Raw genomic sequence first — 11,798 nt, 5'->3', positions numbered from 1 at the left:
CACCGGCGGGTAATTATGTAAAATATTCCTGCGCGGTGCGGATGCGCGATAGCTTTGAAATCTATTGCCGGGAGGCATTTGAAATGGCTACAGTCAGCAAGTCGGACAGGCTGGATTTTCTTAAAGACGAAGTGCGCCAGCTGCAAGCGGAACACAGGCTCATCGTGCCGCGTGTGCTGGAAAGCGCGCAGGATGCGGTTTCGGTGATTGACGGCAGGAAAGTGATCAATCTTACCAGCAACAACTATCTGTGCCTCACCACCCATCCGAAAGTGAAAAAGGCCGCCGTGGAGGCCACGGAGAAATACGGAGTGGGCACCGCCGCCGTGCGCTCCATTATCGGGACGATGTGCATTCACGAGGAGCTGGAGGCCCGGCTGGCGGAGTTCAAGGGCACGGAAGCGGCGCTGATGCTGCAGTCGGGGTTTTCCACGAACGTGGCGGTCTGCCAGTCGCTGATGACCAGCCCGGACGACCTGCTTGTTTCCGATGAGCTGAACCACGCGTCCATTATTGACGGCGCGCGGCTGGCCAAAAGCGCGCGCAAGATTTACAAACATTCCGACATGGCAAGCCTGGAGCAGATTCTTCAGTCGCCCGAAGCGCGCAAGGCCCGCAGAAAACTGCTCGTTACCGACGGCGTGTTCAGCATGGACGGTGATATAGCGAAACTGCCGGAAATCGTCGAACTGTGCGAGAAGTACGGCGTGACGCTTATGGTAGACGACGCGCATTCAAGCGGCGTGCTCGGCAGGCAGGGCCGCGGCACGGTGGACCATTTCAACCTTAAAGGCCGCGTTGACATCCAGATCGGCACCCTGTCCAAAGCGTTCGCCTCGATCGGGGGCTATGCGGCGGGCACGAAGGAACTGCGGCAGTATCTCATCTCCACCGCCCGGCCATTCCTGTTTTCAAGTTCCCACCCGCCTTCGGTGGTGGCCACCTGCTCGGCGGGCCTCGACGTGCTTTATAACGAGCCGCAGCGGCTGCAGCGGCTGTGGGAAAATTCCCGGCAGTTCAAGGAAGGTCTTAAAAAAGCCGGGTTCGACACGGGCCGCAGCGAAACGCCCATCACGCCCGTCATGGTGGGCGATACGGTGAAGGCGCAGCAGTTCTCCTCGATGCTGTTCGAGGAAGGGGTGTTTGCGCTTTCGATCGGGTTCCCCACTGTCAGCAAGGGCAAGGAGCGCCTGCGCACGATTGTCACGGCCGGACATACGCAGCAGGATCTGGAAACGGCGGTCGGGAAATTCGCCAAAGTCGGCAGGCAGCTGGGTATTATCTGAAAATAGGTTTGAAAACGGGCGTTTTAATTTATAGAATACGGTATGCGTTACCTTTATGATCTCGCTCTTTTGTACTGTTCCGCCATCTGGGGAAGCACTTTTTTCCTAGTCAAGGATACGCTTGAACTGGTGCATCCGGTCACAATGGTGGCGTACCGGTTTCTGATAGCGGCATTGCTGCTGCTGCCTTTTGTGCTGCTCAAGCGCGGCGTGCACAGGTATCTGCGGGAAAGCTTCCTGCTTACGCTGCTGCTGGCTCCGATGTATGTGTCAAACGCATGGGGGCTGAAGTATACCACCGCGTCCAATTCGGGGTTTATTACCGGGCTGTTCGTGGTGCTGGTGCCTTTGTTCCTGTTTTTGATTTTCAGGAAACCGGTTCCGAAAGCCCAGTGGGCGGCTTCGGCGATAGCGCTGTCGGGTCTGTGGGTTCTTACTGGCGGGATAAACGGGTTTAATCTGGGGGACGGGCTCTCGCTCATAACGGCCGTTACCTATGCGCTTCATGTGCTGCTTATGGACCGTTACGCCAAAGCTCGATTTGATATCACGGTGCTTACTTTCCAGCAGATGTGGATGACGGGCGCGCTGTGCCTTGCGGCGGTGCTGCTTTTTGGCTTCCCGCATGTTATGCAATCGCCTTTGAAATGCACGGGTATCCTGATTTTTTTCGCGGTATTTCCGACCCTGTCCGGGTTTTATGTGCAGATGTGGGCGCAGCGGACGGTTTCACCGGTTCGGGCGGCATTGATTTTCGCGCTGGAGCCGGTTTTCGCCGCCGTTTTTGCCTGGACGCTGGGCGGCGAACCCGTAACCGGCCCGGCTATCGCGGGCGGCGGGCTGATCATGGCGGCGCTGCTGTTTAGCGAGCTGTCCGTTTATTGCGCCGGTTCCGCGCTGGCCCCGGAAATAAAAAATCCTCCGGCCTGACCGGAGGATTTGAGAGGATTTGAAAAAATGCCGCGCGCCCGGGTTATTTGTTGTATTCGGCGTGGTTGGCGCGGATCCACTGGGCCCACTGGCTGTCTTCATTCTGGATGTGTCCGCTCATCCAGGCCACCACTTTTTGGTGGATGTCGCGCACGAGAAATTCATTCGCGCCTTTGAACAGAAAATCGCGCTGGAGCTGGGCGTAACGGCGTCTGAAGTATTCATGCTGCGCGATATGTTTGTCCGTATCGGGCCAGCCGGTTTTTATGAGCATTGCCTCTTCTTCATAAAAACTGCTTTTGACATAGCCCTCGAGAAAAGTGAACAGGCCTTCCAGTTCCTCGTCTTCTTTCTCGGCCATGATGGCCAGCACGAATTCGTCAGCTTTGTTAAACAGCTCGTGGTGCTGATTGTCAATGGCAGTGAAACCGGTCTCGTAATTTTTACTCCATCTGACTGACATCAAGCGCTCCTGGCTCCCCGATAATGCCTATATCATATTCTTTTTTGAAATGGATTGTCAAAATGGTATCATATTCCCGATGAGAATATTTACAATTTTTTTACTTGCCGCAATGGCGTTTACAGCGGGTTGCGGCGGGGAATTCGCCCAGCCCCGAAGCATGACGCAGGCGGATGCCACCCGCCTGATAAGCCGCACTCCGGGCACATATGAACTCTATAGCTGGAAAACCGGAGAGGCGTGGGACTTTATTCTTGTGTCCGGCACGAGCAGGCTAAGCTCTTTCGACGAAATTATCGCGACCTACAAATCCATAACCGGTGTTGACGGGTTCCTGCAGGTTCTGGATGCCCTGCCAAGAGGCACCACGATATTCTGGAATCTGCGTGAAATAGAAGGGTTTGCGTTTCCGGATGGCGACGTGCTGCAGCGGATCGAGGACGCCGCCGATGGCCGCAGCATAAATTTACAGGCGATTCAGCGTTTGTAACCGGTTTGTGTCCGGCAAAAAAGGCCGCCACTTGTGGCGGCCTTTATTAATTGGCTCTTTTTTTAAAACAATTCAGGCTGATCCGGCCTGGCGTGCCTGCCGGTTTCCGGGTTCGCGGCGGATTGCTGCGGGTTCACAAGTTTCATAAATTCCCGTTCGGTAAGAACAGTGACGCCCAGCTCCCGGGCTTTGGCGAGTTTTGAGCCCGGCTTTTCGCCCGTTACCAGAAAATCCGTTGCGGCCGACACGGCGGACACCTCTTTGCCTCCGTGTTCCCGCACTAGTTCTTTCGCCCGGCTTCTGGGCATGGCGGACAGTTCGCCCGTGAACACGAAGGTTTTTCCTTCCAGCGTGCGCGCCGCGGCGCTGGCAGCAGCGTCCTGCGTGAAAGTGAGCCCGATGGTCTTGAGCTTGAAAACCAGCGCCTTTGCTTCCGGCGCCGAAAAAAACGCGTTGATTTCCCCGGCGATCACCGGCCCTATCTCCGCTATTTCCTCCAGCTGTTGCGCGGAAGCCGCCGTGAGCGCGTCCATGGTTTTAAAATGCGAAGCCAGCAACTCCGCCGATTTTTCCCCGACATGCCGTATTCCCAGCGCGTATATCAGCCGGGCCAGTGTCCGGCCACGGCTGGCGCTGATGGCGGCGAGCAGTTTGTCGGCTTTCTTGTGCACGCCTTTCTGATCGCTGAATGCCTTGAGCTGTGCGAGCTGGGCTTTTTCGAGTATGTACAGGTCGCCCATGTCGTGCACCAGCCCTGTTGAAACAAGCTGTTCCACCACCGTTTCGCCCAGTCCGTCAATGTCCATGGCGTCGCGCGAGCCGAAATGCAGGAGTTTTTCGCGCAACTGGGCCGGGCAGGACGGATTGGCGCAGCGGTAAGCCACTTCCTCCGGATCTTTCTGCACCGCGCCGTGGCAAACCGGGCATTGCTGAGGCGGCAGAACTTCCTGCTCGTTGCCCTGGCGGGAAGTGGTGACCACTTTCACTATCTTGGGGATCACGTCGCCGGCGCGTTCAACAATCACGGTGTCGCCTGTTTTCACGCCAAGCCGCGCCACTTCGTCGAAATTGTGCAGTGTCGCGCTGGATATCACCACGCCGCCGCATTCCACGGGGTTAAGCTCGGCGACCGGGGTGATAACGCCAGTCCGGCCCACCGAAAAATATACGTTGCGCAGAACGGTCGTCGCCTGCTGCGCGGGAAATTTGAAAGCCACCGCCCAGCGCGGGCTGCGCGCGGTTGAGCCTAACAGCCGCTGGCTGGCCAGTTCATTCACTTTCAGCACCATGCCGTCTATTTCAAAAGGCAGGGCCTGGCGTTCCAGCGCGGTTTCCCGCAAAAAAGCCAGCGCTTCGTCTATGCCCGGGCATATGCGCCGCACGGGACAGGGCTTAAGGCCCCATCCGGCGCATTTGTCGAGAAAATCGGAGTGCCGGGCCGGTTCGGTGATCCTGTCGAAGAAACCGTAGGAATGGGCGAAAAATCCGAGCGGACGTTTGGCGGTTACACGCGGGTCTTTCTGCCTCAGCGAGCCGGCGGCGGCGTTGCGCGGGTTGGCGAACGGTTCCTGCCCGTCCCGGCGCTGCCGGTCGTTCAGGCGCAGAAAGTCCTGTTTTGACATGAAAATCTCGCCGCGTATTTCCACAGTGCCCGGCACCGGCTCCCTGAGCGAAAGCGGAATATCTATCATCGTGCGGACATTGAGCGTGACGTCTTCCCCGGTTTCGCCGTCGCCGCGGGTGGCGGCGGTCAGAAGCATGCCGCCGGAATAAACCAGGGAACAGGACAGCCCGTCTATCTTGCCTTCCGCGATCAGTTCATGCGGCGCGCCGTTCAGGCCTTTCACAACCCGCGCGTGCCACGCGGCTATGTCTTCCTGCGAATAGGAATTATCCAGCGACAGCATCGGCACGCGGTGCCGGACCGGCCTGAATTCCGACGATAGCGCGCCGCCCACTTTCTGCGTGGGCGAATCCGGCGTGATAAGGAGCGGGTTCTCCCGTTCCAGCTGGCCGAGCCGTTTGAGGAGCGCGTCGTACTGCGCGTCGGAAATTTCCGGATTGTCCAGATTGTAATAGAGATAATTGTGATAACGGAGCTTTTCCCGCAGAAGGGCGATTTCCTGTTCGGGCTTCATTTATTTTCCGCCGGCGGTCCTGATACGTTCGTTTTTCATGCGGTCGAGCAGTCCGTTGATGAACGACCCCGAATTTTCAGTGGAGAATTTTTTTGCCAGCTCGATCGCTTCGTCTATAATGGCGGGCACGGGAGTGCCCGCGCCGTACACAATTTCATAAACCGACATCCGCAGTATGCTCCGGTCCACCGCGGACATCCGCGTCAGCGACCAGTTTTTCGCGTATTCCGTTATCAGCCGGTCCAGTTCGGGAAGGTTTTCAATGGTGCCCGCCAGCAGCAGCCCCGCAAATTCCCGGGTCGGGGCGTCAAGCCGGAACGATTCCGCCAGAGCGGAGGTTATTTCCTCTCTGGTCAGCCTGCCGGTATCGGACAGGTATAAAGCCTGCAGACAGAACTCGCGTGCCAGCCGTCGTTTACCCATAATATTTGAAAAAGAACAGAAACGCTTTTACATATTCTACAAAAATATCGCGCTGCCGTGGAGGAAAGTTTGAATTCCGTTTAAGCGGTGGTTGACATAAATCCGCGTTTAGGTGTAAAATATTAGCAGTCATAAACGCAGAGTGCTAATTATCTGCGAAAGCGGATCTCCGTTACTATAAGGAATAGCGATGCGAGTCTTGAAACCTGAAATTGCCATTGAACGCGAGCGGCGCATCCTGCGCTGGGTGATACAGGATTTTGTGCAGCACCGGCGGCCGGTTGCGTCGGAGCAGGTGGCGTGCCGGTGCGGGCTGGGCGTGTCCAGCGCGACGGTGCGCGGCATCATGAAAAAGCTGGAGGAGGAAGGCTATCTCAGCCAGTCGCACATATCCGGCGGGCGCTATCCGACTGACAAGGCGTACCGGTTTTACGTTGATTATCTTTCCGAGGCGCGCAAGCTCGCGCTTGAAGAACGCCGGCGCATAGAAAACGAGTATCACAGCCAGATGGACGAGATTGACCGGATCATGGCGCAAACCTCCAGACTGCTGGCCGCGGTTTCGCATTCGGCGGGTTTTGTGCTGTCGTCCGGCATCGGGGAGCAGTGCATCGCGCGCATTGATTTCGTGCCGATGGGGCCGGGCTGCATACTGGTGCTGCTGGTGTCGGAATCGGGCGCCGTAAAGCATTGGCCGGTGAAGACGGATATTGATCTTTCGCCCCGGCGGCTGCGCCTGATGGCCGCATTTCTTAACGAGCAGGTTGCCGGCCTGCCGATAGGGCAGGCGCGGCGGGTGCTGTGGGATTATCTTCGCTCGGGCCGGGACGAACTGCGCGACGCCGCCGATCTGGCCGGCCGGTTTCTGGAAACGGTTGAGCGGCAGTCGTCGGGCGGGCAGGAACTGCATATCGAAGGGCTGGGCCAGCTGGCGGGCGAGGTTGAGGAAACCGAGTTCGACGGGTTTTTTGAAATGCTCAGCGTCATGGACGAAAAACAGCGCTTCATTGCCATGCTCAAGGATCGCATCAAGGGGCTGGAATGCGACAAGCTGCGCCGCGCCAGCGTATCCATCGGCAGCGAGAATGACATTAAAGAACTGCATAACATGAGCCTTGTCACCCGCACCTGCCGCGTGGGCTCCAAGCCGGTCGGGATGATCGGCATTCTGGGCCCCCGGCATATGGAGTACGGCCGCATGCTTTCGCTGGTGGATTTCATGGGTTCGCTTATGGAGGAAACCATAAGCCAGTGGGACGGCCTGCTCAACGACGACGGCGCCGGCGAACGCAGCTCCGGCGGAGAACAGGATTTTTAAATGACACAGCACAAGCAACATAAGCACGACGGAAAGGCGGCCGAGGCGCAGAACGCGGCGCAGCAGGAGCAGGCCTTGCAGCAGGACGGGCAGCAGGCGCCCGCCTGTCCGGCGGAAGCCGCGCCGGACTACTACGATCAATTGCTGCGCCTCAAGGCGGAATTTGACAATTACCGCAAACGTGTCGAACGGGACAGGCCGGAGCTGATAGCCTGGGGCAAACGCGACATGCTGGTCAGCCTGCTGCCGGTTTACGACGTGATGCTTCAGGCGCGGTGCCAGCTTGAGAAAATTATGAGCGGCGAGCCGCCGGAAGCGGCGGTGCGGGAGCTGGCGGTCGGCATAGACATGATTTTCAAGGAATTTGAAAAGGTTTTTGAAAGTCACAACGTGCGTCCGATGGACTGCGTGGGCCAGCCGTACAATCCCATGCAGCACGAGGTGCTCAGCGTTGTGGAAGGCGGTTCGGAGAACGACGGGCATGTGGTCGCGGAGATGCAGAAAGGGTTTATCTGCGGCGACAAGGTGCTGCGGCCGGCGCGGGTCAGCATCGCGCGGCAGAAAGCGCAGGCGGCGCCCGGAACGCCGGCGGAAGGCGAGTAAAAATTTCAGCGCAGGGAAAAATAAGGAGGAAGCATGGCAAAAATAATAGGCATAGATCTCGGCACTTCGAATACGGCGGCGGCGGTGATGGAAGGCGGACACGCCACTATAATCCCGTCGGCGGAAGGCAGTTCGGTGGGCGGCAAGGCGTTTCCTTCGTATGTGGCGTTTACGCGCGACGGGCAGATGCTGGTGGGCGAGCCGGCGCGGCGGCAGGCGGTGGCCAATCCTGAAGGAACCGTAACCGCGTTCAAGCGGAAAATGGGCACCACCCATAAATATTCCATTATCGGAAAAGAATTCACGCCGCAGCAGCTGTCGGCGTTTCTGCTGCAGAAGGTCAAGGCGGACGCGGAAGCGTTTCTGGGCGACAAGGTGGAAAAGGCGGTTATCACGGTGCCGGCCTATTTCAACGACAATCAGCGGCAGGCCACCAAGGACGCGGGCACCATCGCGGGCCTGGAAGTGGTGCGGCTGGTAAACGAACCGACCGCGGCGGCGCTCGCTTACGGCGTTGACAAGGCGGGCAAGGAACAGAAAGTGATGGTGTTCGACCTGGGCGGCGGCACGCTCGACGTGACGGTCATGGAGATGGGCAAGGAAGGCACGTTTGACGTTATTTCCACTTCCGGCGACACGCAGCTCGGCGGCACCGATATGGACAACGCGATAATCGCCTTTATCTGCGACGAGTTCAAAAAGAACACGGGCATTGACCTGCGCTCCGACCAGACCGCGCAGCAGCGGCTCAAGGAAGCCGGAGAGAAGGCCAAGATAGAGCTTTCGACCGTGATGGAAACGGAAATAAACCTGCCGTTCATTTCGGCGGACGCGTCCGGCCCGAAGCATCTGCAGTTGAAAATTTCCCGCGCGAAACTGGAATCGCTGGTTGACGATATCGTCAAACGGTGCGGCAAGTCCATAGACATCGCTATGTCGGACGCCAAGCTAGGCGCTTCGCAGATTGACAAGATCATTCTTGTCGGCGGGCCTACCCGGATGCCGGTCGTGCAGAAGTTCGTGGAAACCCATGTGGGCCGGCCTATAGAGCGCGGCATTGACCCGATGGAATGCGTGGCGGTCGGCGCGGCGGTTCAGGCGGGCGTGCTCACCGGCGAGGTGAAGGATGTGCTGCTGCTGGACGTCACGCCTCTGTCGCTGGGTCTGGAAACGCTGGGCGGAGTGACCACGCGGCTGATCGAGCGCAACACCACCATTCCCGTGCGCAAGACGCAGATTTATTCCACCGCGAGCGATAACCAGCCCGCGGTCACCATTCATGTGCTGCAGGGCGAACGGCCCAAGGCGGTGGACAATGTGTCGCTCGGAAAGTTCGATCTCGACGGCATTGTGCCCGCGCCGCGCGGCGTGCCGCAGATCGAGGTCACTTTTGATATTGACGCTAACGGCCTGCTGAAAGTGTCGGCCAAGGATCTGGGCACCGGCAAGCAGCAGCATATAACGATATCCGCGCCCAACAAGCTCAAGGACGACGATATCAAGAAATACATCAAGGAAGCCGAGGAATTCGCCGAAAGCGACCGTGTATACAAAGAGAAAGTCGAGGCCAAGAATCAGGCTGACGGAGTGCTTTACCAGACCGAAAAAGCGCTCAAGGAACACGGCGACAAAATCTCGCAGGACGACCGGCTCGCTATTGACCGCGCGCTGGCCGACCTCAAGGAAGCGCTCAAGGGCGACGACGTTGACAGCATCAAGAAAAACACCGAAGCCGCGCTTGCGGCTTCACAGAAGCTTGGTGAAATTATTTATAAAGACGCGCAGGCCAAGGCGTCCGCCGCGGGTCCGGGCGCGGAGGAAGCGGCCGCGCAGCAGGGCGACGGAGCGGCTGCCGGCAAGGAAGACGTGGTGGACGCTGAAGTGGTGGAAGACAAGAAATAAAATTCAAACCCGCCCGCCCCGCGTCAAGCCGGGGCGGGCGAGGAGTTTCAGGCATGACTGCAACGGAAAAAATGGTTTTTTCTCAGGCGGTAGTTAACCTGATAAGCGAACGGGACGGATATCTCAGGCGGCGCAGGCTGCATGAGGGGATCCGCTGTATTTTCTGCGGCGGAACGATATCCGGCCGCGAGTTTCTGTTAATGAGCGACGGGCCGGACGGCTATACCATCGGCTGTGTGCATTGCGGTTCGGGCCGGGAACGGGTTCCCAGCGTTAACCCGTTCATGTTTCTTGCGGAATCGCGCAGGTACGCAAACTAGCGGTAATGGTGGCAGCGCGGGGCGAAAGCGGCTGCGCAGAGGGATTTAATGTCAGACAACAAAGAAGACTACTATCAGGTTCTTGGCGTATCGAAAGAGGCCGATTCGCCGGAACTGAAATCCGCGTACCGTAAACTGGCTATGAAATACCATCCGGACCGCAATCCCGGCGATCACGTTTCGGAGGAAAAATTCAAGCAGTTGAACGAGGCGTACGGCGTATTGTCCGATCCGCAGAAACGCGAAGTGTATGACCATTACGGGCATGCCGGCCTGAGCGGCGGGCCGGGCGGGTTCGGAGCCGGCGGCGCGGCCGATTTCGGCGATATTTTCAGCAGCGTGTTCGGCGATATCTTTGGCGGAGGCGGCGGGCGGCAGGGCCCCCGGCGCGGCGCTGATCTGCAGCATTCCGTCAGCCTGACTCTTGAAGAGGCTTTCAACGGCGCGGAGCGTTCGGTGGAATATGCCCGGCATGACACCTGTTCCGCGTGTCTTGGAACGGGCGCGGCGTCCGGGTCGGGCAGGAAAACCTGCCGCGCCTGCCGCGGCAGCGGACGGGTCACCTATTCGCAGGGCTTTTTTTCGTTCGCGCAGACCTGCGGCGAATGCGGAGGCTCTGGCAGCGTTATTGAAAAACCCTGTCCCGCCTGTTCCGGCGCGGGGCGTGTGCGCGCGGCGGCGAAAACCAATATAAAGATTCCGCCGGGCGTTGATTCCGGCACGATCCTGCGCGTGTCCGGCGGCGGAAACGCCGGCGAGAAAGGCGCGTCGCACGGCGATCTGTATGTGGAGATAGAGATCGCGCGGCACAGGGATTTCGAGCGGCAGGGCGACGATCTTGTGTATAAAGCCGTCATTTCCTATCCTGAAGCGGTGCTGGGCGGCACGGTCAAAGTGCCGTCCATAGACGGCGGTTCCGTCGCCGTCAGCATTCCGCCGGGCACCCGGCACGGCACGGTTTTCACCTCGAAAGGCAGGGGGATGCCGCATCTGCGCAGCGGGCGGCGCGGGAATATGCTGGTGCAGGCGAATATAGACGTGCCGGCCGCGATCAGCGAGAAACAGAAAAAGCTGCTCAAGGAACTGGCGCAGACGATGAACGTCGACACCGGTTCCGGGCCCGGTCTGCTGAAAAAAGTTTTTGGCTAGAGTGCGCCGGATATGCCGCAATATTTTATCGAACGACAGGATTTGGAGTCCGGCGTTTTCGTGCTGAAAGGGCCGGAAGCGGAACACGCCGTGCGGGTTATGCGGCTTGCGCCAGGCGCGGAACTGACTCTTTTCGACGGATGCGGGAAAAAATGGCGCGCCGCGGTTATCGAAACCGGGCGCGGTGAATTAACCGGCAGGATTATCGGGGAGCTGTCTGTCAGGAGTCCGCGTTTGCTGGTGGATCTTTATTTTGCGCCCGTATCTAAAAACGCGGTGCAGGAACTGCTTGATTCCTGCACTCAGTTCGGGGTTTGTTCTTTTACGCCCGTTCTTACCGCCAGATGCGAGCATAAGATAGCGGATCGGTTTGAAAGCAAGTCCGCGGCCTAGCGCAGAACGCTGCTGGCGGCCTGCAAGCAGTGCGGCCGGGCGGATCTCCCGGAGTTGCGCGCGCCGCTGGAGTTGGGGCAGGCTGTGCGGGCCGCGAGTCCCGGTTTTATCGCCCTGCTTGCGGCGGATGCGGCGCCTTTGCCGGACGGGCTGAAAAGGCTCGGGTTTTTGGCCGGCGCGCGAGTATCCGTTTTCATAGGCCCGGAAGGCGGTTTTACTGCGGACGAAACGGAAACCGCCGTGTGCGCCGGCCTGGTTCCCGTGAGCCTTGGCGTCAATACCCTGCGCGCCGAAACCGCCTGCGCAGCCGCATGCGCCATATTGTGCGCGGCTTAGCAAAAGCGCGCGGTCAAGCCGGGCGCGCCGGTTTGCGGGAGCGGTAT

The 11,798-nt window shown here is 58.7% G+C and carries 11 protein-coding genes and 1 pseudogene; 9 read left to right on the top strand and 3 right to left on the bottom strand.

The genetic code is table 11. From position 1 onward, the window contains the following. Positions 1–83 precede the first annotated feature (83 nt). Together PHW69_00870 and PHW69_00865 are read left to right on the top strand one after the other, a co-directional pair. A complete protein-coding gene (locus tag PHW69_00870) occupies positions 84–1,286 on the top strand; it encodes a glycine C-acetyltransferase (protein MDD4003739.1) in 1,203 nt (400 codons plus the stop codon). Positions 1,287–1,328: 42 nt separating this feature from the next. Then, positions 1,329–2,216 carry a DMT family transporter gene (locus PHW69_00865; protein ID MDD4003738.1) on the top strand — a complete coding sequence of 296 codons (888 nt, stop codon included), beginning with the start codon at positions 1,329–1,331 and terminating at the stop codon, positions 2,214–2,216. A 43-nt stretch (positions 2,217–2,259) separates the two neighbouring features. On the opposite strand, the gene PHW69_00860 is transcribed toward PHW69_00865, so the two are convergent. Then, positions 2,260–2,679: a hemerythrin family protein gene (locus PHW69_00860; GenBank protein MDD4003737.1), complete on the bottom strand. Its 420-nt coding sequence runs from the start codon at positions 2,677–2,679 to the stop codon at positions 2,260–2,262. 112 nt (positions 2,680–2,791) lie between these two features. Here PHW69_00860 and PHW69_00855 point away from each other — a divergent pair, with 112 nt between their 5' ends. After that, the gene (locus tag PHW69_00855; GenBank protein ID MDD4003736.1) at positions 2,792–3,169 is read left to right on the top strand and encodes a hypothetical protein; all 378 of its coding nucleotides are present in this window, start codon (positions 2,792–2,794) and stop codon (positions 3,167–3,169) included. A 62-nt stretch (positions 3,170–3,231) separates the two neighbouring features. Here PHW69_00855 and ligA read toward each other — a convergent pair whose 3' ends face one another. After that, positions 3,232–5,307: an NAD-dependent DNA ligase LigA gene (ligA, locus tag PHW69_00850; GenBank protein MDD4003735.1), complete on the bottom strand. Its 2,076-nt coding sequence runs from the start codon at positions 5,305–5,307 to the stop codon at positions 3,232–3,234. After that, the gene (nusB, locus tag PHW69_00845) at positions 5,308–5,730 is read right to left on the bottom strand and encodes a transcription antitermination factor NusB (GenBank protein ID MDD4003734.1); all 423 of its coding nucleotides are present in this window, start codon (positions 5,728–5,730) and stop codon (positions 5,308–5,310) included. 190 nt (positions 5,731–5,920) lie between these two features. Between nusB and hrcA the strand changes: the two genes are divergently transcribed. The 6 genes and pseudogenes from hrcA to PHW69_00815 all read left to right on the top strand — a co-directional run bounded on the left by hrcA (position 5,921) and on the right by PHW69_00815 (position 11,751). Further along, the gene (gene hrcA / locus PHW69_00840) at positions 5,921–7,048 is read left to right on the top strand and encodes a heat-inducible transcriptional repressor HrcA (protein ID MDD4003733.1); all 1,128 of its coding nucleotides are present in this window, start codon (positions 5,921–5,923) and stop codon (positions 7,046–7,048) included. After that, positions 7,049–7,651: a nucleotide exchange factor GrpE gene (locus PHW69_00835; GenBank protein ID MDD4003732.1), complete on the top strand. Its 603-nt coding sequence runs from the start codon at positions 7,049–7,051 to the stop codon at positions 7,649–7,651. It abuts the gene before it with no gap. A gap of 33 nt (positions 7,652–7,684) precedes the next feature. Then, positions 7,685–9,553 carry a molecular chaperone DnaK gene (dnaK, locus tag PHW69_00830; GenBank protein ID MDD4003731.1) on the top strand — a complete coding sequence of 623 codons (1,869 nt, stop codon included), beginning with the start codon at positions 7,685–7,687 and terminating at the stop codon, positions 9,551–9,553. A gap of 53 nt (positions 9,554–9,606) precedes the next feature. Next, a complete protein-coding gene (locus PHW69_00825; protein MDD4003730.1) occupies positions 9,607–9,873 on the top strand; it encodes a hypothetical protein in 267 nt (88 codons plus the stop codon). 48 nt (positions 9,874–9,921) lie between these two features. Next, on the top strand, positions 9,922–11,022 hold the full coding sequence (dnaJ, locus tag PHW69_00820; protein ID MDD4003729.1) for a molecular chaperone DnaJ: 1,101 nt from the start codon (positions 9,922–9,924) through the stop codon (positions 11,020–11,022). A 12-nt stretch (positions 11,023–11,034) separates the two neighbouring features. After that, positions 11,035–11,751 (top strand): annotated as a pseudogene (locus PHW69_00815) (RsmE family RNA methyltransferase). Positions 11,752–11,798: the final 47 nt, after the last annotated feature.

The organism is Elusimicrobiaceae bacterium (assembly GCA_028700325.1).
Taxonomy (GTDB): domain Bacteria; phylum Elusimicrobiota; class Elusimicrobia; order Elusimicrobiales; family Elusimicrobiaceae; genus JAQVSV01.
The sequence above is the reverse complement of the archived record's forward strand: the minus strand, read 5'-3'. Positions and strand labels throughout refer to the sequence as shown.